This is a genomic window from Francisella sp. 19X1-34 (assembly GCF_041102755.1).
GTDB lineage: Bacteria > Pseudomonadota > Gammaproteobacteria > Francisellales > Francisellaceae > Francisella.
Genome location: NZ_JBGCTX010000035.1, coordinates 1 through 25,279 on the forward strand (window position 1 = coordinate 1; position 25,279 = coordinate 25,279).

The following is a 25,279-nucleotide window of genomic DNA, read 5'->3' on the forward strand; positions in this document are numbered from 1 at the left end:
ACATAAAAAAATCATATATTACTTTTCAGTATATTTTAAACAATTTTAAAATTAATATCAGATTTCAACAGTCCCAATATTTCTCCTGCATTTACGCTAGCTGTTATACACCAGGAATCAAAATTTCATGCTAATGCAAAAAATAGACACTCTTCTGCATTTGGTTATGCTCAAGCGTTAGATGGTACTTGGAAAGTATTTCAAAAGGATGTTGAGCCTAATGCTAAGCGTAATAGTTTTAATGATAGTGTTGAATTCGTAGATTGGTACATGGCACGACTAGCTCATAAACTCCACATAAGAACTTCCGATAGCTTTGATCTATATTTAGCATATATGCTAGGAGAAGGAGGCTATAGGGACTATATGGATAGTTCATATAAAAGCAACTCCATGTTACATAGAGAAGCAATAGCTGCGAAAGTAAGGCTTAAAAGTCAAGTTTATAATCTAGAGCTTAAAGATTGTGAAATTTAAAATCTATACGCTAGAGTTGTCATAACTTTTGATTGTAGTTTCATAATCACTTTAACAGGTTTAGGTAATTTTTTACCTCCTGCTTTTTCTGCTTCAATCGCATGCTCTGATTCATCTATATACATCTGTTTGAGGATTTCACGCGAGCGATTATCATTTATAGGTAAGCTTTTTAAGTGTGAGTCTAGATGTTTCATTACTTGTTTTTCTGTTTCTATGACAAATCCATAACTTAAACTATCACTTATTGACCCTGCAGTAGCTCCTATACCAAATGATGCCCAATACCAAAATGGATTAAGTAAACTTGGTTTAGCATCTAACTCTTGAAGCCTTTCTCCGCACCATGCTAGATGATCATACTCTTCATCTGCAGCATGATATAAATGCTCTTTAGTCTCTACCGATTTTGCTACACTAGCTTGACCTCTATATAAGCCTTGAGCGCAAATCTCACCAGTATAATCAACTCTCATCAGTCCTGCAGCATGCTTTTTATCATCATTAGATAACTTACCATCTACTATATCATTACTTGGAGATTTCCTATTTGGATTTAAGGGAGCTTTTGTAAATCTTGCATAACTATCAAGCTCTTCAATAACTCTATCTAAAAATGATAATTTTCTCATAATAAACTTCTCCCTTAATAAAATCCGTATAAAGCATTAGCAGCCACAACTGCAAATAAAATATTAAGTATTAAAAATACCCAGCCTACGCTATAGCCTTCTTTTATAGAAAACACTGCATAAATAGCTAAAACAATACCGCATACAACCATAGGCTCATTTCTGCCTAAGAGTATACCTAAAGATAAAGATATTAAACCAACAAAGGCAAATATTCTTGGGATATTTAATTTATGCCTACTAAAATAGTAAATGCAAAATATAACTACTAGTAATATAAAAACTCCTAGGTTGTATACCCTTTGCACCTGGAGAAAAACCATAATAGCACTAACAAATGCTATGGCTTGTGAACCACTAAAAAATGGCTCCTTCTGTATAGCAGCCGAAATAAATAAAAAAAATGTTGCTACTAATACAACCATATTTTTAGTAGAAATATTTGTTTCAGTTAAACCAAACATAAATATTATTAAGCCTATAATACCTAAGTATAAGCCTACATTTTGAGTATATTTTTTTTGCATATATGCAATGGGTAGATAAATTTATTTGATTTATATTATAAATATAAACTATGCTTGTTACAAAAGTTTTCATTGAATAACAAGCAGATAATTATGTATAATTACACCCATATTTCTTGTATTCACTTTTTAGCATAAAAAAGGAGATTTTAATGGCTAGAAAAAAAATAGCACTTATCGGTGCTGGTCATATCGGTGGTACACTTGCTCATTTAGCACTTATCAAACAACTAGGCGATGTAGTTTTATTTGATATCGCTGAAGGTATGCCTCAAGGTAAAGCTCTTGACTTATTACAAACTTGCCCAATTGAAGGTGTTGATTTTAAAGTTAGAGGTACAAATGATTTTAGAGATCTTGAAAACTCAGATGTTGTTATTGTAACAGCTGGTGTTGCAAGAAAACCTGGGATGTCTCGTGATGACCTTTTAGGTATCAATATTAAGGTAATGCAATCAGTTGGTGAAGGTATCAAACACAACTGCCCTAACGCTTTTGTAATATGTATCACAAACCCTCTAGATATTATGGTTAACATGCTACAGAAGTTCTCTGGTGTTCCAGACAATAAAATAGTAGGTATGGCAGGTGTTTTAGATTCAGCTAGATTTAGAACTTTCTTAGCTGATGAGTTAAATGTATCTGTACAACAAGTCCAAGCCTATGTAATGGGTGGACATGGTGATACTATGGTACCTCTTACTAAAATGTCTAATATTGCTGGTGTTTCTCTTGAGCAACTTGTTAAAGAAGGTTCATTAAAGCAAGAAAGATTAGATTCAATTGTTGCTAGAACTAGAAGTGGTGGTGGTGAGATTGTAGCTTTACTAAAAACTGGATCAGCTTACTATGCTCCTGCTGCAGCTGGTATTCAAATGGCAGAAAGTTATTTGAAAGATAAAAAAATGATTCTACCATGTGCTGCTAAAGTAAAAGTTGGCATGTATGGTTTAGATGAAGATCTATTTGTAGGTGTGCCTACTGAGATCTCTGCAAACGGCGTAAGACCTGTAGAAGTTGAGATTTCTGATAAAGAAAGAGAGCAATTACAGATATCTATAGATGCAGTTAAAGAACTAAATAAAGCGGCTGCTGAAATTTTAGCAAAATAAAATTTTTTATTAAGATGTAGTTAATCCTTATACCGTCTACATCTTAAAACTCATTCTACAAAGTCAAGAATAATATTTAATTATTTAGTATTTCAAAATCAAAAAAAATTGATAAAATTTTACATATAAAATTGAATGTATACTGATTTAGTATCATTTATAATATTAATAAAATATTAAAGAAGGTTTTACTATGTCTAACAAAAACTATCTTGGCATTAATATCAATATATCCAAAGATCGTGAGCTTTCAGAACAAGCTCAGCAACTTCTTACAAACTATTATTGTTTAGAGAACGAACCTTCTCCTCAATATGCTTTTGCTAGAGCTGCCGTAGCGTACTCATTTGGCGATAATAATTTAGCGCAAAGAATATATGATGCTGCATCAAACGGTTGGTTTATGTTTGCATCTCCTGTACTTTCTAATGCTCCGCTACCAGGAGCAAAGGTTAAATCATTACCTATTAGCTGCTTCTTATCATATGTGCCAGATTCATTAGATGGTCTTATCGAGCATTCTTCTGAGCTAAGATGGCTATCTGTAAAAGGTGGCGGTGTTGGTGGGCACTGGTCAAATGTTCGAGCTGTTTCAGATAAAGCTCCTGGACCAATACCATTTATGCATACAGTAGATGCTGATATGGTAGCTTACAGACAAGGTAAAACTCGTAAGGGTTCTTATGCTGCGTATATGGATGTATCTCATCCAGATATCGTTGAGTTTTTAGGTATCCGTGTACCTACTGGCGATGTTAACAGAAAATGTCTTAATCTTCATCATGCTGTAAATCTTACAGATGATTTTATGCAAGCAGTAGCTAATGATGACGACTGGAAACTTGTAGACCCTGATGATAAATCAGTTAGAGACGTTGTTAAAGCTCGTAAGATTTGGGAAACAATACTTGAAACTCGTTACAGAACAGGTGAACCATATCTAAACTTTATAGATACTGCAAATAGAGCATTACCAAAATCTCAAAAAGAACTTGGCCTAACTATCAAAGGTTCAAATCTATGTAATGAGATACACTTAGTTACTGATGAAAACCGTACAGCAGTATGTTGTCTATCTTCAGTAAATTTAGAAAAATATGATGAATGGAAAGATACTACTCTTATTAAAGATTTGATTAGATTTTTAGATAATGTATTACAATTTTTCATAGATCATGCCGGTGATGAGATATCTAAAGCACGATATAGCGCATCTCGTGAAAGAAGTCTTGGCTTAGGTGCTATGGGCTTTCATTCGTACTTGCAAAAACATGGCGTTGCTTTTGAATCTCAAAGAGCTAAAGAAATTAATGAAGAAATATTTAAAAGAATAAAAGATCAAGCTGTTGAGGAAACTTTAATACTAGGTAAAGAAAAAGGTGAAGCTCCAGACATGGCTGGTACTGGCCGTAGAAATGCACATTTATTAGCTATTGCACCAAATGCTAATAGCTCTCTAATACTTAATACTTCACCTAGTATTGAACCATGGAAAGCCAATGCATTTACATCTAGAACAAGAGTAGGATCTCATCTAACAAAAAATAAATATCTAGAGCAAGAGCTTGAAAAAGTTGGTAGAAATAATGAAGAAGTTTGGTCTGACATTATTACAAATGGAGGCTCTGTACAGCAATTAGACTTTTTAAGCAAAGAAGTAAAAGATGTATTTAAAACTGCTATTGAAATGGACCAGGATTGGGTTGTTCACCTTGGTGGTGAACGTCAAAAATACCTATGCCAAGGTCAATCTCTAAATATTTTCTTCCCAGCAGGAGCATCAAGAGAATATTTACATAAGGCTCATTTTAATGCTTGGAAATATGGCTGTAAGGGTTTATATTATCTAAGAACTGAAACATCTAATAGAGCAGAAAATATTTCTAAAAAGGTTGAGAAACAAAGACTTGTTGAGTTCTCTGAACTTAAACAGTCTGAAAATGAATGTATTGCTTGTGAAGGATAAAATATGAAAGTAAAAATATACAGCAGAAATGGTTGTCCTTTTTGCGTTTGGGCAAAACAATGGTTTGATGACAATAATATAGCTTTTGATGAAATTGTTATGGACGATTATTCTCAACGTGTCAAATTTTATGATGATATGAATAAAAGTGGTAAAGTGAATCACCCTATTTCAACAGTACCACAAATATTTGTTGATGATGTTCATATCGGTGGCTTTACAGAATTAAAAGCTAATGCTGAAAAAATCTTAAGTAAAAAGTAGGTAAAATAGTGGAAGTAAAAATATATACAAAAACAAACTGTCCTTTTTGTGACCTTGCGAAAAGTTGGTTTGGAGCAAATGATATCCCTTTTACACAAATTACTCTTGATGATGATGAAAAGAGAGCTAAGTTCTATTCTGAAGTAAATAAAAATATACTTCTTATTGAGGAACATGTTAGAACTGTACCACAAATATTTGTAGGTGACGTACATATTGGTGGTTATGATAATCTTATGGCTAGAGCTGGCGAAGTTATAGCTAGAGTTAAAGGTTCATCTTTGACAACGTTCTCAAAGACATATAAACCATTTAGCTATCCTTGGGCTGTTGATCTAACAGTTAAGCATGAAAAAGCACATTGGATTGAAGATGAGATTGACCTTTCAGAAGATGTCACTGATTGGAAAAATGGTAAAATAACAAAGATTGAGAAAGAATATATAACAAATATTCTAAGACTATTTACACAGTCTGATGTTGCAGTTGGCCAAAACTACTATGATCAATTCATCCCTGCTTTTAAAAATAATGAAGTACGTAACATGCTAGGATCATTTGCAGCTCGTGAAGGTATCCATCAAAGAGCATATGCGCTACTAAATGATACCTTAGGACTTCCTGACTCTGAATATCACGCATTTTTAGAATATAAAGCGATGACTGATAAAATTGAATTTATGATGGATGCTGACCCATCTACGCGTAGAGGTTTAGGGTTATGTCTAGCTAAAACAGTATTTAATGAAGGTGTCGCGCTATTTGCATCATTTGCAATGTTACTTAATTTCCAACGTTTTGGTAAAATGAAAGGCATGGGTAAAGTAGTTGAGTGGTCGATTCGTGATGAATCAATGCACGTAGAGGGTAATGCAGCATTATTTAGAATATATTGTCAAGAAAACCCGTATATCGTTGATAATGAGTTTAAAAAAGAAATTTATCTGATGGCTACCCAAGCTGTAGAACTAGAAGATAGATTTATTGATCTTGCATATGAAATAGGAACTATTGAAGGTCTAAATGCTGATGAAGTAAAAGAGTATATTCGTCATATTACTGATAGACGTTTAAATCAATTAGGACTAAATGAAATATATAATGTTGAGAAGAATCCTTTAACTTGGCTAGAATGGATCTTAAATGGAGCTGATCATACAAACTTCTTTGAAAATCGAGTAACAGAATATGAAGTTGCTGGTTTGACTGGTAACTGGGATGAGGCTTACTCATAAGCCTAAGAACTATTTCTCTAAATAAGCTTTATTGCTCTTAACTAATTTACAATTATTATTCTTGGTCAAAGAAGTTAGTAATCATATCTACTAAATCATTATTAACTTTATGGTAAAGTTTCTTATCTTTCCAAACTAAATAATGAAAACCTAAACCACAAATATACATATCTAGTAGCCTTAGTAAACGATCCTTTTGCTCTTCTGATATGTTAGTTTCAAAGTGAACAGAGATCTGACTCATCCACCTATGAAAAGAACTCTTTAACATATCTTTAAACTTATCCTTATATTTAGAGTTACTTTGACTATAGCCATAGAAATAAAAAATTATAACAATTTCTTCTGGAGTCTTTTCTAATATATCAAAATTATATTTAATATAACCAGAAACAAATTCTCTAAAATTTTTAAACTTTTTTGGAGATACAACTTCTGTTTTTTCAATATATCTATCTAAAACATATAGATATAAGTCCTCTACTTGATGAAAATGGTGGAAAAACCTACCCTTACTAATTCCTGCTGTTTTAATAATCTTAGTAGAAGATACAGCGTGTACCCCTTCTTCTCGAACAATCTGGTAAACTGCTTCAACTATCGTTTGCTTAGTTTTTTCACTCTTAGCCTGTTGAATATTCATTTAAATGACCCTGTAAAACCTTAAATAATAATCTATCATAATACAAACCCTAAAGTTTGTGAAGAATATTAAACATTATCTTTTAAATTTTCTACCTTTTCTAAAGCTTCAAACCACTCTAATTCCGTCTCTTCAATTTTCTCTTTTAACTGAGAGTGCTCCAATATAGTTTGTTGTAATTTTACCTTATCATCATAAAGGCTATTATCTTGTAAAGCTTGTTGCATTTGTAAATCCTGTTGCTGTAATTTTTCTAATGTTCTTTCAAGCTTCTTAATTTTATCCTGTAGCGGCTTTAACTGCTTACGCTTATCTGCTGATAATTTTCTAGTTTGCTTTTTAGCATCATTATTAGACTCCGAAGATGAATTTAATGAGTCATTTTCTGTTTTTTTAAACTCTAGAATATACTTATAATAATCCTTCATATCTCCATCAAAAGCTCTAACCTGACCTTCTCCAACTAGCATATATTCATCAACTGTTGACTCAAGTAAAAACCTATCATGCGAGACTAAAATAATAGCTCCTTGAAAACTTTGTAGTGCTACAGTCAAAGCTTCTCTCACACCAATATCTAAGTGGTTCGTTGGCTCATCTAGTAAGAGAAAGTTTGGCTCCTGATAGACAATCATAGCTAAAGCTAAACGAGCTTTTTCGCCACCTGAGAAAGTACCTGCTTTTGCCAAGGCCTTATCACCAACAAAGTTAAAGCTTCCCAAGAAAGTTCTTAGTTTTTCTTGAGTTGCTTTAGAATCTAAGCGTTGCATATGTAACAAAGGTGAGGCTTCAGAGTCAAGCATATCTAAAGAATGCTGTGAGAAATATCCTACTCTAAGATTTGGGTGTTTTTCAATTTTGCCTAATAAAATATCAATCTCACCAATTAGAGATTTTATCAAAGTTGATTTACCTGCTCCATTTAAACCTAAAAGACCTATTCTCATCTCATTATAGATATTTAGTTTTACATTATTTAAGATTTTTTTATTACCATAACCAAGATTAGCATTTTGTAGACTAACTAAAGTTCCTCCTAAATGTTCTTTTACTTGCTTAAATTCAAAACTAAAATCAGACTCTGTCTTAACTGCTTCAACTCGCTGAATTTTCTCAAGCATTTTAACACGACTTTGAGCTTGTTTTGCTTTAGAAGCTTTGGCTTTAAATCTGTCAACAAAACTCTGTAAGTGTGCAATATGTTTCTGCTGTTTCTCAAACTGCTTTTGTTGTAGAATTTGTTGTTCATATGCTTGCTTTTCGTACGATGAATAATTACCTGTATAAGTAGCTATATTTTTATTCTCAATATGAAATATTTGTTTAACGACATTATCTAAAAAAATCCTATCATGTGAGATAAGTAGTAAAGAGCCTTTATATTCTTGTAGATATTCTTCAAGCCATAAAACTGCATCTAAGTCTAAGTGGTTTGTTGGCTCATCAAGTAATAAAATATCAGACTCTTGTAATAATGCTTGGGCTAAGTTTAATCGGATCTGCCAACCACCTGATAGTTCTTTTACTTTTTGTTGTAGCTGACTAACACTAAATCCTAATCCAGATAGTAACTTCCCCGCCTGTGACTCTATAGCGTAACCACCTAAAGATTCGTACTCTTCATGATATTTTGAATAATCAACAAAATTCTCTGTAGCTAATGATTCTTGCATCTTTAGTTTTAACTGTTTTAAAGACTCTATACCATTAACTACATAATCAATAACTTTAGCTTCAAAATCATCGACCTCTTGCTTTACAGTAACTATACGAGTATTTTTAGCAATTTCAATGTCACCTTTATCAGGTGTTAAATTACCCTGTATTAAATTAAAAAGTGTAGTTTTACCAGTACCATTCTTACCTACTAAACCTATTTTTTGGTTTGGAAAAATAGAAAAATTAACATCGCTAAATAGCTCTTTGATCTCAACTTGATAAGATATATTTTTAAAGAAAATCATTTGTTTTAATATAAATATTTAATTACATAAATTATATACGCTAAGGATATATATAAAAGGAGTTTATTAAAGATAAGTTAGCGATTTAACTTATTTAGAAATACTAAGTAAATAAAGCAGATAATATATGCGACTATTGTACCTAAATTGATCCCTATAGTTGGATATAACCAAAAAATCAATAAATCATATATTACTAAAATCGAAACACCATATGAGAAATGTTTAAGTACATTAGGGTATACTTTTTGACCATAGCTAAATATCAATACTGTACTTACTGATGCTAACATCACTGGGAATGAAGAAAATATTCCAGCCCATTTATGCCCTACTAATTTGGATACCCCTGTAATTAATAAAACTAATACTGAGACAAAGATAATCCTAAATAGGATCACCATTAGCTTATTTATAGGTTTTGATTCATGTTTCTTTGTAATTTCTATAGTATTTGGAATATAAGAAAAAAAGACAATACTTATTATCATCAGTAATAAAAATATAATAAAGCCTAATATTAGATTCAAATTTAATAAAGTCACAAAGTAGCCACTGATAAAATATATAATCAAGGCTACTACAAGAGCACTAAGTGTGTTTAAAAAACGTTGATTAGCACATATTTTTCCACCTAAATAAAAACCTATTGTAAATAATAATGTATTTGCAAAACCTGCAACTGCATAAGGCATAGAGTTAACTAAGAATCCAACACCATTTTGATGAGCATAAAAGTATGTAAAAATACCAACACTTAAAGGTAGGCCAGAAAACAATCCTCCTAGTCGAGAATTTTTTTCAGAAATATAGATAAGACCTAAAACCATAACTACCGATAAGGCTAACTTAATAACTATTAACATCATAAAAGATGCTCTCCTCTTATTTACTAAGATTTTTATAAAAAATATATTTTGTGAGTTTACACTATTTAAAGTTTATAAAAAGTAACTTATTGGCACTCATGATATAATTATTAGCATAAAATTATTATTTAATAACTAAAAAATGGTAAATGTAGTAATTGTATTATTTAATGAGTTTGAAACATTAGATGTATTTGGGCCCGTAGAAATTTTAGGAAGTTTTAAAGAGCATTTCAAACTTGATTACTACTCTCTAGAAGGTGGAAATATTACTAGCAGTCAAAATGTCTCAATAGCTACTAAAAAGCTAGATCAAGCAAACTCAAAAGATTATATATTGTTTGTTCCTGGTGGTATGGGTACTCGCCAGTTAATATATGATAAGAAACTAATGGCAGAGCTAGCTAAGTTAGCAACTAATGCAAAATATATACTTACAGTTTGTACAGGATCTTCGCTACTTTCACAGACAAAATTACTTGATAATAAAAAAGCCACTTCAAATAAAAAAGCTCTAAACTGGACAAAATCTATAGCTCCAAATGTACAATGGATAGATAAAGCCAGATGGGTAAAAGATGGTAATATCTATTCAAGCTCAGGAGTTAGTGCTGGTATAGATATGAGCTTGGGATTTATTGCAGATTTATTCGGCTATGATGTGGCAAAGCAAAAAAGTATCGAGATAGAATACTCTTGGCAAGAAGATGCAACTATAGATGAATTTGCAGATATTTATAAATAATAGCCATGGATAAAGTCAGAAAAATTATACATCTGGATATGGACTATTTCTTTGCCCAAGTAGAGGAAAAAGCAAATCCAAGCTTAAAAGATAAACCCTTTGCAGTTGGAGGTACAAATCCTAAACGAGGTGTAATTTCCACATGTAACTATATCGCACGTGAATATGGTGTCCATTCTGCAATGCCTACATCTATTGCGCTACAAAAGTGCCCTAACCTAATACTCCTAAATACTGATTTTGCAAAATATAAAGCGGCCTCTAGTGTTATTAGAGAAATATTTCACTCTTTTACAGATAAAGTCGAGCCTCTATCTCTTGATGAGGCATATCTAGATGTCACAGATGTTACTGAGTATAAAAATAGTGCAACTCTAATTGCTCAAGCTATCAAGCAACAAATATTTAATAAAACTGGTCTAACAGGCTCAGCTGGTGTGGCTCCAAATAAGCTTTTGGCAAAGATAGCTAGCGATATAAATAAACCAAACGGACTATATGTTATAACTCCTAACCAAGTTGATAAGTTTATAAAAAACTTACCTGTTAAAAAGCTTTTTGGTGTTGGTAAAGTATCTCAAGAAAAACTAAAAAGTATGAACGTTGAAACATGCTCAGAATTACAGCAGATTAATCTAAATACGCTTCTAGATAAATTTGGTAAATTTGGTGCTAGCTTGTATAACTATGCTCGAGGTATTGATAACCGAGAAGTTAACCCGATCCGCATTCGGAAATCTGTAAGTGTTGAAAACACATATCTAGATGATTTAAAGACTTTAGGTGCTTGTCTAGAAAAACTACCTAGTTTATATGAAAAGCTGACTAGCAGAATGTCAGATGAGCATTATAAAAGTATCGTAGGTATATTTGTAAAGTTTACTGATACAAGATTTAATAAAACAAGTCTAACTAGAGTTGCTAAAACGCTAGATAAAGAAGCCCTTAAAAATCTAATAATTGAGCTACATAAGAAACAAAACTATCCAATTCGTTTAATAGGTATTGGTATACGTCTTGGAGAAGTTGATGATAGGCAGATGGAGTTATTTTAGTACTGCTTCAATCTCACCTATTAGCTTATCTATCTCAGCGGTATTTTGTTTGATTTCATTGACTAATTCTAACGGCGATTTATGCTCAATAGTTTCAATTTTGTTAGGATTTTTAGCTGATATATCATAGTCTTTGATATCCTCTACTTTAACTATCCAGCTATTTTCTGTAAGTTTACGTGACTGCCAAATTTCTAAAAATTCTTTGAAATGCTCAAACTGAATCGGCTTATTTTTGGTTAGTTTATATGGTGGTGTAATTTCATAATAGAAAATATCTGTAGTGCTACCCTCTCTATCAAAGAAAATCACATTTGTCTTAACACCACTATATGGTAAAAATACCCCAGCAGGTAATGAAACTATAGTATGTACATTATAGCTTTCAAGTAATTCTTTTTTGACATTTTTAAAAGCATTATTTGTCTGGAAAAGTACTCCCTCTGGCACTACCACACCACATCTACCACCAAGCTTAAGACTTTTGTAAATATGCTGTAAAAATAGTAGCTCTGTAGCATTTGATTTGATGGGAAAGTTAGTTTGAATAGTTGTTTTTTCTTTACCGCCAAATGGTGGATTAGCAAGGATAATATCATAGCGATCTTTCTCCTCAAGACTACGGATATCTTTAACAAGTGTATTAGCCTTAGTAATATTTGGTGATGTAATTCCATGTAGAATCATATTCATCATACCCATTACGTATGACAAAGGAGTTTTTTCTTTACCAAAGAAAGTCTCTTCATTAAGAAACTCTAACTGTGTAGTTGATAGCTCTTTGCTATACATATGCTCATAAGCATCTATCAAAAAGCCGCAAGTACCAGCTGCTGGATCATAGACAGTTTGCCCAGTTTGAGGATTAACCACGTCTACAATAGCCTTAACTAATGATCTTGGCGTGTAGAACTCACCACTATTACCACCATCAGACCCCATTTCTTTAAGTAAGTTTTCATAGATTTGTGATAATTGGTATAGGTCTTCTTTTTTATTAAAGTTTAGCTCATCAATCTCATTGATAACATCGCGTAGAGTATGACCACTAGCTACACGATTATCTATATACTCAAATACTGCACCTATTTTATATTTTAGAGTTTTGACATTTTCATCTATAGATTTAAAAGATTTCAGATATGGAAAAAGCTCTTTGTTAACAAACTCTTGTAAATCACTACCGCTATTAGCATTGATAACATCAAGTTTACCATCTGCACCTTTGGGAGCTGCCCAAGCATTCCAGCGATATTTTTCATCTAGGACAAATGTATATTCTTCACCTGTTAGATCTGCCTCTAGAGATTTTTCATTCTCATAGTCATTCAAGAATTTTAAAAAAAGAATCCAGCTGACTTGCTCAGTATAGTGCATCGCCCCACTGATTCCATCATCTCGCCTTAGTATGTCTGTTATTCTATTTATCTTTGATTGCATTTTTATTCTCAAGTTTTGGGTTTAATTCATCTAATTCCCATTTCAAAGGATTTAGTTGGATATATTTTATAATTTCATTATATGATTTTTCATTTCTAATTATATGTTCATAATAATTTCGTTGCCACAAGCGTTTATCAAATGGTTGCCAATTTTTGGTTTTTACACCGTTGATGTATGCGTTGGTTGTCATGGTTTTAAACCATTGAATTATTTTATGTAGGGGCGTATCTACGTGTTCGCCCTTTTCTAATTTAAGGTCAACACATAGGTTAACCCCTACAGGAACCTTTGTAGGGACAAATTCTATATTTGCCCTTTCATTCGTCCTATATCCATCATTACAAATATGAATTACACAATGAAAATGATTAGGCATAATCACATATTCACCACATTGTATATTGGCAAATTTATTTTCTAAATCATGATAGATTCTCTCCACCATTTGCCCAGCATCATTTAAACAGATCTGACCATCAATAATATCACCAAACAAACATTCACGATTATTAACACATATTGTGACAAAATATGCACCATTTGATGAATAATCATAATATTTCAATCGTAAATTTTTACGATTTTTAAAATATTTTGTTTGGTTATTTTGGTTTGTCATGTTTTACAATATTTTTATTGTTTGGGCAATCCCTCGTGGTTGCCCTTGTACCCATTATTTTAATCTATCATAAAATGGGGTGGCACAAGGCACAACCACTACCATACATTTTCACAAATCCATAATTTATCGTAGGGGCTAATCTATGTGTTAGCCCTATTTTAAATTATATTTTATATTTCATAATGGGTTGACACAAGACACGACCCCTACCATACATTTTCACAAATCCATAATTTGTCGTAGGGGCTAACCTATGTGTTAGCCCTATTTTACATTATGGGTTATATTTCATAATGGGTTGACACACAGGTCAACCCCTACAATTAAATGTTACAACTCACCACGAAATGCCTTATCTAAAATACTGGCTTTTAATGCCTTTAAATTCTCTAATTTCTGCTCATTTAATTGCTTAATCTTATCGACTTTTGTAGCAATACTATCCAAATACTCTACGGTTTGTTGTTGGATTGGTAGGGGTGGTAATGGGATTTTTAAGTCTCTAACAATAGATAGCTTAACTCTTTGCCTTGTAGATCCCATCGAGTTTTCTGAGAACTGATTTATAGCAATAGCAGAATTTATAGCATACATAATATATTTATTTTTAGACTTAGAACTATCTACTCTTACTCTAATAATATCAGCAACAATTATACCTCGCTCTAAATTATCAGGTACAATACAGCTTTTACCTAAAGGCTCTCCTAGTTTTGTTATAACTATATCAGAAGCTATAAATGAGTGTCTTTTTAAAAACTCTGCTTTTTCCTCTGAAACAAATTTAATATCTTTATTTATGAATTCTAATCTCTGAATATTTTGTATTCTAATAATAGGCACTCCTTTTTGGATATATTCAGTTGCCTTAAGATTAGAACCAAATGGTCCATCTACAATATCTTTCTTAGGATTTTCTACACTATCAGATAAAGTTTTATTTCCATACTCCCCTTCCAATTTTTTAAAAGTCTTATCAAGGGTACTAGCCATTAGAATATTAGCATTTGTGATATTTTGTTGGTGTAGCTCTATCGCCTTATCAATTTTCTCAAAAAGACTATCTAACTTGGCAACTATTCGCTTTTGCTCGGTTAGTTTTGGAATTGCAAAACGAAATTCTTTAACTAATTTAAAATGCCTACTATATCCTAAGCTTTTTATATTTTTAGATAAAAGCTGATAATACAGAAACTTAATATCATCATCATTTTTGGACTTTAATATTTTTGTTCCATCAGCACCGATTACAAAAGGAAAATCTACAAATTTAATTTGTCTTGTGTGGTCACCAAAAATAACACACTTATCTTTATTTTCATGAAGCTTAGTTTCATCAGAAGAATAGCCCACAATAAAATCTTTGCTTTGGTCTACTACTGGAAAACTTCCATTATCCAAATATTCAGATTTAGGAATTTGAAAGGGTTTTGAAGAAATATTTTCAAAAACTTTTTTATAATCCTTCCACTCCCACCCTGCTGGCAGTTTGTATAATTCGCTCATTTTTTTGTTTTTTCCATAACATATTTTATTGTCATGCTGAATTTACTTCGACTACGCTCAGCACAAGTATTTCAGCATCTCACCATACTCTCAATCCTATTGAGATCCTGAAACAAGTTCAGGATGACTGTAATTTTTGTTTTATATATTGGGTTGGCATAAAACCAACCCCTACAATATTTTTTCACAAATTTATAATTTGTTGTAGGGGCAATCTCTTGTGGTTGCCCTTGTATCCATTATTTTAAATCAACCATAAAAAGGGACGGCACAAGGCACGACCCCTGCATTTTATTTATCAATTTACCGTAGGGGCTAACCTATGTGTTAGCCCTATTTTACATTGTAGTTTATATTTCATAACGGGTTGACACACAGGTCAACCCCTACCATACATTTTCACAATTTTATTATTTGTCGTAAGGGCAGATTCTATATCTGCCCTTTTATAACCATATTCCACACATTTTTATAGTTAGGGTCGAAATGGATTCGATCCCTACCATAAATTCTATCAATTTACCTATAAATCTCCCTCTGCAATTGCAAATAGCTTTCTTTTAACTGTGCCATACCACCAAAATCATTGGCAAGCTCCGAAACTGTCCCCAAACCACTTAACTCAACTAATGATGGTAGTCTTTTTTGCTCTAGTTCAACTACACCATCTTTTTTATACTTATCTAAGACAAAGAGTAGAAACTCTCTCGCCTTAGCATTTTGTAACTGCTGTATAAACTCTGATGATTCTGCAGCAACTGCCCTTTGCTCACGAGTGATGATATCTTTACTAAATACCAGATGATTTAGCACATCATAGATATCACTATCTTTAGCTTTAAATATAGCTTTGATATTATCAATATTTTGTCCAAAGCTTAGCATCTCCTCGAGTTTAGCTAATAGTGTTTGCCTATATTTAGGATTTGCCCAAGCATCTTTGAGAACTTGCTCATTATGCTGACAGTATTTACCTAGTACGCCTATTAGTTGCTCAAGATATTCTTGTGTTGCAATCGGTCGCCCATCGACACCGACATAACTAGTCTCTATATCTAGTACTTTGAGCTTACGCCCTTTAATTGTGATATTAATTGGCTCTTGCTTGGTAGGTTCTTCATTATCTTTGAGATTTTCTATAGGATCTATTTCTTTAACTTTTTTTACATCATCTTTAGATTTGCCATCAGCTTTGACATCTGTAACTACATCAGCGACACCATCCCAATCTTTATCATAAAATTTATCGCTAGCTTTGACAAAATCTAGGATTGTAAAGAAATCTTTACCTTCAAAAGTTCGTGTACCTCTACCAATTATCTGCTTAAACTCAATCATTGACTCTATCGGAGCTGTTAGGACGATATTTCGGACATTTTTAGCATCTACACCAGTAGTTAGCATTTTTGATGATGTTAAAATCACAGGTATATCTTTATCATTATCTTGGAACTGCTCGAGATAATCTCGCCCAATTTGTCCTTCATCAGAAGTCACACGCACACAGTAGTCAGGATTTTTGACTTTTTTAAATCTATCTATAGCAAGCTTTAGCTCAAGAGCATGCGGCTGATTTTTACAAAAGACTACAGTTTTATCCATCTTATTGATATTATCAAGTACAGTTTTTGCTATTAGCTCATGGCGTTGTTGGCTGGTGATAGTTTTTTCCCAATCGCTGATACCATAGACTTTATTTGGCAAATCCCCATCTACACTATCATGAGTATTAGGTCGATATTCATCAATATTTGTCGTAATGCGTTTAACCTTATATGGAGTCAAGAAACCATCATTAATACCATCTTTAAGCGAATACTCATAAATAGGATCACCAAAGTAGCTATAAGTATCACCATTAACATCCCTTTTAGGTGTAGCTGTCAGCCCTAGATGTACAGCACTAGAGAAATACTCAATAATCTCACGCCATGAGCTATCATCATTTGCACTACCACGATGACACTCATCTATGATTATCAAATCAAAGAAATCTGCTGGATACTGTTTATAGTATGCTGTTAGGCTATCATCTTCACTATCTGTAGCTAAATACTGGCGATTTTTATTCTCGGCTACTGCTTGATAAATCGCAAAAAACACATTACCACTTAGTGGCACTTTACCACCATTTTTCTTAATCGATACACCTTGTAATCTTTTACAGTCATTCTCTAGCGGATTAAACTCATTCATAGCTTGTTCTATTAAGATATTTCTATCTGCCAAGTACAGGATTCGTGGCTTTTTATTACCTATATCGTTCTTTCGCCATCTTGATTCAAGTACTCTATATGCTATCTGAAAAGCTATATATGTTTTACCAGTCCCTGTCGCTAATGTTAGTAAGATTCTATCTTGTCCACTACTAAGAGCATCTATAGTTTTTTGTACTGCTATCTTTTGATAATAGCGCGGTGTCTTTGTACCATCTGAGAAAAACTCTTGTGTAACTACATTTTGTCTAATTTTGTTGATATTTGGATATTTACGCTCAAAGAGTTCTCTAGGAGTTGGAAACTCATCTATATCTTGGCTTTGACCTGTTGGGATATGATACTCAAGGATATTATGCCCATTTGTAGAGTAGACATATTCAACATCTAATGCTCTACCATAAGCTATAACTTGTTGTAGACCCTGTTTATAGTTTACATCTTCTTTCTTTGCCTCAACAATTGCTAAGTTTATATCTTGATAACGTAATAAATAATCAACAAATTTTTTCTCACCTCTAGTACCGCCTGCTTGTTTACGCCCATCTGTAAAATAATACTCACGGGTAATACTGCGTTCATCCCAACCACTATGACGTAATTTTGGTGTTATAAGCTTGGCTTTGGTATCTGCTTCTGAATAGGACATCTATAGTAAAATCAAGTACATATAGATTATATGATATGATTATTAGCTTAGTTTTTCTACTACAAACTAAATATATAATTATCAAACACTACTGAGGCATAAAAGAATATTCTTTCTAATAAATCTCATTATAATTTGTATAATTAAAAACTAAATTATATTTCTTTTAATAGTGAATCTGCCAAACGAAAAAATACTACAAAATAAATATTTAGCATACTATCCAATGATACTAATGAGTTGCTATTGGGTAATTATAAAAGCAGGTTTACCTTTTGTTGATGATATGAGTGATTTCTTTAACGTATCTCATCAAAGCATTCAGCAAATATTATCATTATCACTGGTTATTTCATCAATATCTCCATTATTATGGGGACCCTTGATTGATCAAATAGGCCTTAAACGTTTTGCGATCTATGCAAGTACCCTAAGCTTTATAATAACTAGTGTAATGCTTTTAACCGCAAATATTATAGTATTTACCTTAGCTTATATTATTGCGACAAGTATTATCCTTTCCCTTTCAGTATGTTCTAGAGGTTTTCCATTTATTTATTTCGATAATATTCATCAGAAACAACATGCAATATCTATTGCCTTTATGGGAGTATATTTTTGCTCATTTATGATTCCTTTCTTCTCAGGTTGGATTGGGTTTTATCTAGGTTGGCAATTTGGTTACGTACTCGTACTTATATGGCTTATAGTTATAGTTATTGCTATATCTAAATTAAAAGAAAGACAAACTACTACTCAACAAACAAGCTTTATAAAAAATATCACCACGATATTCTTTCACATAAAAACAAAATGGTTTATTCGTTATACATTATTTGTGGCAATTTTAGATGCTATTGCATGGACTTATATTATTGCTTTACCATTTTGGTTAGCTGATACCTTTAATATTAGTGCAAAGTATCTAGCCTTTTACTTGTTCCCATTAGCACTTCCTGGATTACTCTGCCCTATAATTATTAAGATCTTAGATAAGTTTATACATAGAGATTCTATAGTTAAGCTTGGCCTTACAATTCTTATATTAAGTGGTGTGTTGGCAATACTAGTTGGTCTAAGAACATGGAACTATGCGTTTATATATGTCATTCCAGGGGTATTACTTAATTTAGCATCTTCGATAATATTCTCTATTGCAAGTACTCGAATATTTACAAACGTAAAAACCTTATTTAATGCTGCCTCAGGGCTATTTTCACTAATACAATATTTTGCCTTTGGAGCACTTGTATTTATTGAGTCATATATATCTATAGATTTATTTTATTTAGAAGGAGTTTTGATTTGTATTTGTGGTGCTTTACTCATTATTTTACAAAGGCATAAAATCCAATAAAGTCTTAAATAAATACTAATAATTAATAGAATTATTTTAACTACTTTTAAGATTTTCAATTTCTAATATTACATCTTTCATATTCTCTTGAATTATATTTGTAGAAGCTTGAGTAGAAGTAAATATTTTAAGAAATATAATACCAATTATAGCAACTACAAGATTATCGTAAGGAAATGCTATTAGTTTTAACTCATGTGCAAATGACACTCCCCACAAACATATAATATATCCACAAACAAACCACGTTTGTTTAAATAATTCAAAAAACTGATAACGCATAAAGACAAACCAATAAAAAATACAAGCTAACAAAACAAGTATTACAAGACATAATAAATTAAAGGTGCCTGACCAATATACAAAGTATGAGCAAGATATAAACCCTAAATATCCAAATAATTGATAAAAAGGTAATTTAAATCTTCTTTGCATCTTAGGGAATTTATCTCTAAAAATAATTAAAACAACAGGACCTGATAAACAGCTAAATAGAACTAAAGAGGATAGAAAATCTACTAATGTTGTCCAAGTTGGAAATTGGAATAGAAATATTAAGCCAACAAAAAAATTTATCCAAATACAGAATACTGGCACATTATTTTTATTTAACTTAGTCAATATTGAATCTTTAAAAAATTCTAATCCAAACGCTTGAAGAATCCTACCTGTAACAGCTGTAAATACATTACTTGTACCTAATGGAGCAATTACTGCATCAATAAATAGTATTGTATAAATAATATGTAAACTAAATAAGCTTAATAAGCCTAGTAAAGGAGCCACTCCTGCCGAGAAATTTTTCACCAATCCAGGGACACAAAACATAAACATTAGCGATAGAGAAATATACATTGTTAGACCAACAACTACAGGGACTATAAGAGATAGTGGAATTGCTAATTTAGGATTTTTTGCAGAATTTGCCACTATTAAACCATTTTGAAATCCAGAAAAAGCAAAAGCCAAACCAGAACCTGTAACAGCTAATAAAACATGCTCAAAATTCACATGTATATGAGCCGTATTTGCATGATAGTTTTTGAAAGACCCATAAACAGATAACATTCCAACAGCAATAGCCATTGGCAAAAGAATCTTCCAAATACTAACTATAGAATTAATCTTCGCAACATTTTTTAACTGAAAGGTATTTATATATGTCACACTCAACATAATTAAGAATGCAATAACTACACCATAATATGATAAAAATACTCCTTTAGCACTAGAGTCAACAAGATTAGGAAACCAAAACCCTAAATACTGAACTACAGATTGTGATTCTAACGGTAAGTATACAATATAGCTTATCCATCCCAATACAACAAATAAAAAACCTAATGTTCGAGAATGAGTAATACGTAAAAATCTCATTGCACCAGAAACTATAGGTAACATAGATGCTACTTCTGCAAAGCACAACGCCACAAGTAAAGTAAGGAAAGCTGTAATGAACCATGAGATTATAACCCCTTGGCCCGCAGTCTGAAATCCATAATATGGGGAAAATAACCAACCACTACCAATCATCCCGCCTGTAGATATAAATATTATGGCCATTGTAGATAACTTTTTCATATGGTAAACCTATGTGATTTTTGTATCTACATTTCAGTATAGCGAACATACTATAAATGAAAAATATATTTAAATAGCAGAATTCTATATTCAATAATTCTCTTTTTTCTAAAACTGAAAATTTGATGAGCTTATATTTTCTAGCAAATATCATTATAATTTGGACATCAAAGATATAATTTTGTTTCTTAAATGACAAAATCAAACCAAAAGACTATACAAAGTGGCTACTTAGCTTACTACCCGATGATATTAATGATTTCTTACTGGGTAATTACAAAGGCTGGCTTACCTTTTGTAGACGATATGAGTAACTTCTTTAACGTATCACATCAAAGTATCCAACAAATACTATCTCTTTCTCTTGTTATATCTTCATTATCACCCCTACTATGGGGACCTTTGATTGATCAAATAGGTCTTAAATACTTTGCTATCATAGCTAGCAGCTTGAGTTTTATAATAACAGCTATAATGCTTTTAACTTCAAATATTATAATATTCACTTTTACATATATTGTAGCAACTAGTATTATCTTCTCCCTTTCAGTATGTTCTAGAAGCTTTCCTTTTATCTATTTTGATCAAGTTCAACAGAAACAAAGATCTATTGCTATTACATTTATGGGAGTATATTTTTGCTCATTTATGATTCCATTTTTTTCTGGTTGGATTGGATTTTATCTTGGTTGGCAATTTGGCTATGCACTTGTTCTTATCTGGCTTGTAATAGTAATTAGTGCAATATATAAGCTAGATAATTCGAGAGAAAAAAATAACCCTGTCGAGAAAGTGGGTTTTGCAAAAAATATTCTTTCAATTTTCTCACATACAAAAACAAAACTTTTTATCAGATATACTTTATTTGTTGCAATTTTAAATGGTATTGCCTGGACCTATATTATTGCTTTACCATTTTGGCTAGCTGATACATTTAATATTAATTCAAAATATATTGCTCTATACTTATTTCCATTAGCATTACCAGGATTATTATGCCCTTTTCTAGTTAGTATCTTAGAAAGATTCATGCATAAAAACTCTATAGTAAAGCTAGGTATTGTTATTTTTATATCAGGAGGTATTTTAGCTCTTATAGTTAGTTTTAAAACCTGGAATCATGCTTATATATATGTAATTCCTGGTGTACTACTAAACTTAGCATCAGCAATATCATTTGCTATTGCTAGCACTAGGGTTTTTACAAATGTTAAAACACAGTTTAATGCCGCATCTGGACTATTTTCACTAATACAATATTTTGCTTTTGGGGTAATTGTATATATTGAGTCATACATATCTATTAGTTATTTTTATTTAGAAGGTATCCTAATCTGTATTGGCAGTATCATGCTGATTATACTACAAAGATATAAAGACTAATTATGTCCTTTTCAAAATCAAGTTATAGAATCAAATTTAGTTTTCTAAGCTAACTTTCAGCTTTAGGCTTTAGGCTTTAGGCTTTAGGCTTTAGGCTTTCTAACACTTTTATTAGCATTAATCTTTTGTCTGATTTTCTTCGCAAAATCTTTATTATGATTAGAAGCTTTCTTTGGGGTACTATTTCTATTATTCTTATTTGCTCTTTTAGCTGCAATTATTTTAACTTCATTGATCTTTTTTACTTTAGTCTTGCGTGACATACTAGTCACAGGTACATTATGAGTAGCTTCAAAACCTTCTAATTCATCACGAGGTAAAAGATGCCCTATTAAGTGCTCAATACTAGATAATGACTCTACTTCATCTGCACTAACCAAAGATATTGCTAAACCATCTTGTCCTGCTCTACCAGTTCTACCAATTCTATGAACATAGTCCTCAGCAACATTTGGTAAATCAAGGTTTATAACACACGGAAGTTGCGCAATATCAATACCTCTAGCAGCTATATCTGTAGCGACAAGTACATTTATTTCTTTTGCTTTAAAATCTGCTAACGCTTTTGTACGCGCAGTTTGGCTTTTATTACCATGAATAGCACTACTTGTTATACCTGCTTTATTAAGTTTTTCTGAGATCTTATTTGCACCGTGTTTTGTACGAGAAAAAACTAATACTTGATGCAAGTCTTGCTCTTTTATTAAGGCTATTAATGCATTAATTTTATTGGCTTTATCTAAAGTATAGATTTTCTGTGTAATTTTTTTAACAGTAGTATTTACAACATCTGCAGATACAGATTGAGGATTATTGAGAAACTCATTTGCTAATTTTTTAATCTCTGGTGAGAAAGTAGCCGAGAACATTAACGTTTGAATCTTTTTAGGTAAAAGCTTATGTATTCTTTTTAAATCATTTATAAACCCCATATCTAACATTCTATCTGCTTCGTCAAGAACCAAAGTATTTAAACTATCAAACTTAATAGCATTTTGACCATATAAATCAAGCAACCTGCCTGGAGTAGCTATCAATATCTCTACTCCCTTACGTAGTTTCATCATTTGAGGATTTATACTTACTCCACCAAATACCACTGCTGAGCGTATATGAGTATTTTCTCCATACAGTCTAACTTGATCTTGAATCTGAGCTGCTAGTTCTCTGGTTGGTGTTAAAACTAAAACTTTAATCTTATTTGCTTGAGCTTTTGGCTGATCTAAAAGCCTTTGTATAACAGGTAATGTGAAACCCGCTGTTTTACCAGTACCAGTTTGTGCTGATGCCATTACATCATTACCTTTTAAAATTAATGGGATAGCCTTTTCTTGGATAGTAGTTGGTTTAGTATAGCCTTTTTTATCTAAAGCATTACAGATTGAAGAATTTAAACCTAAGTCTGAGAATTGCATGTATCATTGTTTCCTATATTTTTTAACCTAGCTATATTAACACTAATAATCAACATTTACTCTATAAAGATGATTTATTAAATAATATAATATTGCTAATACTCAATTATATGAGATTTAAATCTTAAAATGGCAAATACATATTGCTCTGATCTAGGTAAAAACGTTCGTGAACATCTGATAAAACTAGGCTTAGAACAGCCAAGAGAATTTAACATCGATAATGACACAAAAATAGAGAAAATATCTAAAGCATATCGAGAAATATTAGATACTCTTGGATTAAAAACTCATGAGTTCGAAAAAACTCCTTTTAGAATTGCAAGAATGTTCTCCCAAGAGATTTTTAATGGTTTAGATTATAACAATTTTCCAGCCTGTGCTTTATATGAAAATGAATTTAAATATAATGGAGTTCTAACTCAAAAAGATATTTCCATAATGTCATTTTGTGAACATCATTTTGTGCCATTTGAAGGTACTGCTGAAGTTTCTTTCATTCCAAAGAATAATAATATAATAGGTCTTTGTCGTATAAATAGTATTTGTGATTTCTTTGCTAGACGCCCTCAAATACAAGAAAGAATGACAGCTCAAATATTTGAAAGTCTAAAATTTATACTTGGGACAGAAGATGTTTCTATAAAAATAACTGCTAAACATACTTGCGTATCATTTCGTGGTTGTAATAATAAAGGTACTGAAACACATACTCAAATGCTAGGTGGCTTCTTTGCGAAATAAATATGGGGTTAATATGAGTAATTTATTAGATATTGGCTGTCTATTTTTACTAGCTTTAATTATTTGCTGTATTTGTTCAAAAGGATATTTACGCTATTTATTAGTAGCTCTAACAATAATTTACTACTTAATTGGTAGTGGTATTATAGGATACTTTTTAGCAAAACCAATCCAGGCAGAAACTTCAGATATCAAAGCATGCGCCAAAACAGATGGAATTATACTATTAGGAGCAGGGTTAAATAATGCTTTTGGGCAAATAGAGCCAAGCCTTGGAGCATATGATCGTATACTTAAGACTGCTGAAGTTTATAATAAATACCCACAAGAAATTATAGTAACCGGTGGTGTACCTAGTGGAGAGAATATATCAGAAGCTGAAATTTATGCAAAAGAGCTACAAAAATTAGGAATACCAAATTCTAAGATACTCTTAGAAAAAAGATCTAAAAACACATATCAAAATGCTAAATATACCAAAGAGCTTTTAAAAAAAGATCAAACTTATTGTCTCGTAACTGGAGGAATCCATTATAAAAGAGCTAAAATACTTTTTGATAGGTTTGATATAAACACTATTAGTTTAGCCTCATCTAAACTTGTTCCAGATCTTAAAATACTACCAAGTGCATATAATTTTTATATCACTCAAAGAGTAGTTCATGAATATTTTGGGATTGTAAAAGCTTTTTTCTAATTATTTAAAATCAAACTTCCATTCATTAGCTTGTGTTATAGCTAAATGAATCCTTTGAATTTCACAAATATGCTCATCAATACTTAATACTACTTTACTCTTAACCTCAGTTCGATAATTACTTCATGTCTAAATATTTATAATTATTGATTTTAATTGGAGAAATAATAAACTGAG

At 31.8% G+C, this 25,279-nt stretch carries 22 protein-coding genes and 1 pseudogene; 11 read left to right on the forward strand and 12 right to left on the reverse strand.

The window, feature by feature from the left end; all coding sequences use genetic code 11:
• The first annotated feature begins 78 nt into the window (after positions 1-78).
• A complete protein-coding gene (locus AB8E56_RS06900; RefSeq protein ID WP_329479479.1) occupies positions 79-477 on the forward strand; it encodes a transglycosylase SLT domain-containing protein in 399 nt (132 codons plus the stop codon).
• Here the strand turns inward: AB8E56_RS06900 and coq7 are convergent.
• A complete protein-coding gene (coq7, locus tag AB8E56_RS06905; RefSeq protein ID WP_329479443.1) occupies positions 474-1,109 on the reverse strand; it encodes a 2-polyprenyl-3-methyl-6-methoxy-1,4-benzoquinone monooxygenase in 636 nt (211 codons plus the stop codon). The genes AB8E56_RS06900 and coq7 overlap by 4 nt on opposite strands.
• Before the next feature lie 14 nt (positions 1,110-1,123).
• Positions 1,124-1,636 carry an MFS transporter gene (locus tag AB8E56_RS06910; RefSeq protein WP_329479445.1) on the reverse strand — a complete coding sequence of 171 codons (513 nt, stop codon included), beginning with the start codon at positions 1,634-1,636 and terminating at the stop codon, positions 1,124-1,126.
• A 152-nt stretch (positions 1,637-1,788) separates the two neighbouring features.
• On the opposite strand from AB8E56_RS06910, the gene mdh reads away from it, so the two are divergent.
• From mdh to AB8E56_RS06930, 4 genes are all read left to right on the forward strand, one after another.
• On the forward strand, positions 1,789-2,748 hold the full coding sequence (gene mdh / locus AB8E56_RS06915) for a malate dehydrogenase (RefSeq protein ID WP_150467350.1): 960 nt from the start codon (positions 1,789-1,791) through the stop codon (positions 2,746-2,748).
• Positions 2,749-2,941: 193 nt separating this feature from the next.
• On the forward strand, positions 2,942-4,714 hold the full coding sequence (locus AB8E56_RS06920; protein WP_329479448.1) for a ribonucleoside-diphosphate reductase subunit alpha: 1,773 nt from the start codon (positions 2,942-2,944) through the stop codon (positions 4,712-4,714).
• A gap of 3 nt (positions 4,715-4,717) precedes the next feature.
• The gene (locus AB8E56_RS06925; RefSeq protein WP_329479450.1) at positions 4,718-4,978 is read left to right on the forward strand and encodes a glutaredoxin; all 261 of its coding nucleotides are present in this window, start codon (positions 4,718-4,720) and stop codon (positions 4,976-4,978) included.
• Positions 4,979-4,983: 5 nt separating this feature from the next.
• Entirely contained in the window at positions 4,984-6,213 is a 1,230-nt protein-coding gene (locus AB8E56_RS06930) for a ribonucleotide-diphosphate reductase subunit beta (protein WP_329479481.1), read from the forward strand.
• Positions 6,214-6,268: 55 nt separating this feature from the next.
• On the opposite strand, the gene AB8E56_RS06935 is transcribed toward AB8E56_RS06930, so the two are convergent.
• The 3 genes from AB8E56_RS06935 to AB8E56_RS06945 form a co-directional block, all read right to left on the reverse strand.
• Positions 6,269-6,856, reverse strand: a complete 588-nt coding sequence (locus AB8E56_RS06935; protein WP_329479452.1) for a TetR/AcrR family transcriptional regulator — start codon at positions 6,854-6,856, stop codon at positions 6,269-6,271.
• Positions 6,857-6,924: 68 nt separating this feature from the next.
• Positions 6,925-8,820 carry an ATP-binding cassette domain-containing protein gene (locus AB8E56_RS06940; RefSeq protein WP_329479454.1) on the reverse strand — a complete coding sequence of 632 codons (1,896 nt, stop codon included), beginning with the start codon at positions 8,818-8,820 and terminating at the stop codon, positions 6,925-6,927.
• A 77-nt stretch (positions 8,821-8,897) separates the two neighbouring features.
• Complete coding sequence (locus AB8E56_RS06945) at positions 8,898-9,689, reverse strand: MFS transporter (RefSeq protein ID WP_329479456.1); 792 nt, start codon at positions 9,687-9,689, stop codon at positions 8,898-8,900.
• Positions 9,690-9,831: 142 nt separating this feature from the next.
• On the opposite strand from AB8E56_RS06945, the gene AB8E56_RS06950 reads away from it, so the two are divergent.
• Positions 9,832-10,434, forward strand: a complete 603-nt coding sequence (locus AB8E56_RS06950) for a DJ-1/PfpI family protein (protein ID WP_329479458.1) — start codon at positions 9,832-9,834, stop codon at positions 10,432-10,434.
• Between the two features lie 5 nt (positions 10,435-10,439).
• Positions 10,440-11,489 carry a DNA polymerase IV gene (gene dinB / locus AB8E56_RS06955; RefSeq protein WP_329479460.1) on the forward strand — a complete coding sequence of 350 codons (1,050 nt, stop codon included), beginning with the start codon at positions 10,440-10,442 and terminating at the stop codon, positions 11,487-11,489.
• Here dinB and AB8E56_RS06960 read toward each other — a convergent pair.
• The 5 genes and pseudogenes from AB8E56_RS06960 to hsdR all read right to left on the reverse strand — a co-directional run bounded on the left by AB8E56_RS06960 (position 11,481) and on the right by hsdR (position 17,925).
• Entirely contained in the window at positions 11,481-12,929 is a 1,449-nt protein-coding gene (locus AB8E56_RS06960; RefSeq protein WP_329479462.1) for a class I SAM-dependent DNA methyltransferase, read from the reverse strand. The genes dinB and AB8E56_RS06960 overlap by 9 nt on opposite strands.
• Positions 12,910-13,551, reverse strand: coding sequence for a transposase (locus tag AB8E56_RS06965; protein WP_329479464.1), 642 nt, complete (start codon positions 13,549-13,551; stop codon positions 12,910-12,912). Before AB8E56_RS06965 ends, AB8E56_RS06960 begins: the two co-directional genes overlap by 20 nt.
• 333 nt (positions 13,552-13,884) lie before the next feature.
• The gene (locus tag AB8E56_RS06970; RefSeq protein WP_329479483.1) at positions 13,885-14,514 is read right to left on the reverse strand and encodes a restriction endonuclease subunit S; all 630 of its coding nucleotides are present in this window, start codon (positions 14,512-14,514) and stop codon (positions 13,885-13,887) included.
• Positions 14,500-15,060, reverse strand: a pseudogene (locus AB8E56_RS06975) (restriction endonuclease subunit S); the annotation flags it as partial. The gene AB8E56_RS06970 and the pseudogene AB8E56_RS06975, both read right to left, overlap by 15 nt.
• A gap of 519 nt (positions 15,061-15,579) precedes the next feature.
• Complete coding sequence (gene hsdR, locus AB8E56_RS06980) at positions 15,580-17,925, reverse strand: EcoAI/FtnUII family type I restriction enzme subunit R (RefSeq protein ID WP_329479466.1); 2,346 nt, start codon at positions 17,923-17,925, stop codon at positions 15,580-15,582.
• A gap of 172 nt (positions 17,926-18,097) precedes the next feature.
• Between hsdR and AB8E56_RS06985 the strand changes: the two genes are divergently transcribed.
• Complete coding sequence (locus AB8E56_RS06985) at positions 18,098-19,282, forward strand: MFS transporter (protein ID WP_329479468.1); 1,185 nt, start codon at positions 18,098-18,100, stop codon at positions 19,280-19,282.
• A 36-nt stretch (positions 19,283-19,318) separates the two neighbouring features.
• Here the strand turns inward: AB8E56_RS06985 and AB8E56_RS06990 are convergent, their stop codons facing one another.
• Positions 19,319-20,863, reverse strand: coding sequence for an APC family permease (locus tag AB8E56_RS06990; protein ID WP_329479470.1), 1,545 nt, complete (start codon positions 20,861-20,863; stop codon positions 19,319-19,321).
• 192 nt (positions 20,864-21,055) lie between these two features.
• Here AB8E56_RS06990 and AB8E56_RS06995 point away from each other — a divergent pair, with 192 nt between their 5' ends.
• Positions 21,056-22,246 carry an MFS transporter gene (locus AB8E56_RS06995; protein WP_329479472.1) on the forward strand — a complete coding sequence of 397 codons (1,191 nt, stop codon included), beginning with the start codon at positions 21,056-21,058 and terminating at the stop codon, positions 22,244-22,246.
• Between the two features lie 83 nt (positions 22,247-22,329).
• On the opposite strand, the gene AB8E56_RS07000 is transcribed toward AB8E56_RS06995, so the two are convergent.
• Positions 22,330-23,661, reverse strand: a complete 1,332-nt coding sequence (locus AB8E56_RS07000; protein WP_329479473.1) for a DEAD/DEAH box helicase — start codon at positions 23,659-23,661, stop codon at positions 22,330-22,332.
• 129 nt (positions 23,662-23,790) lie between these two features.
• On the opposite strand from AB8E56_RS07000, the gene folE reads away from it, so the two are divergent.
• Positions 23,791-24,405: a GTP cyclohydrolase I FolE gene (gene folE, locus AB8E56_RS07005; RefSeq protein WP_329479475.1), complete on the forward strand. Its 615-nt coding sequence runs from the start codon at positions 23,791-23,793 to the stop codon at positions 24,403-24,405.
• Between the two features lie 13 nt (positions 24,406-24,418).
• Positions 24,419-25,102: a YdcF family protein gene (locus tag AB8E56_RS07010; RefSeq protein ID WP_329479477.1), complete on the forward strand. Its 684-nt coding sequence runs from the start codon at positions 24,419-24,421 to the stop codon at positions 25,100-25,102.
• The last annotated feature ends 177 nt before the right edge of the window (positions 25,103-25,279 follow it).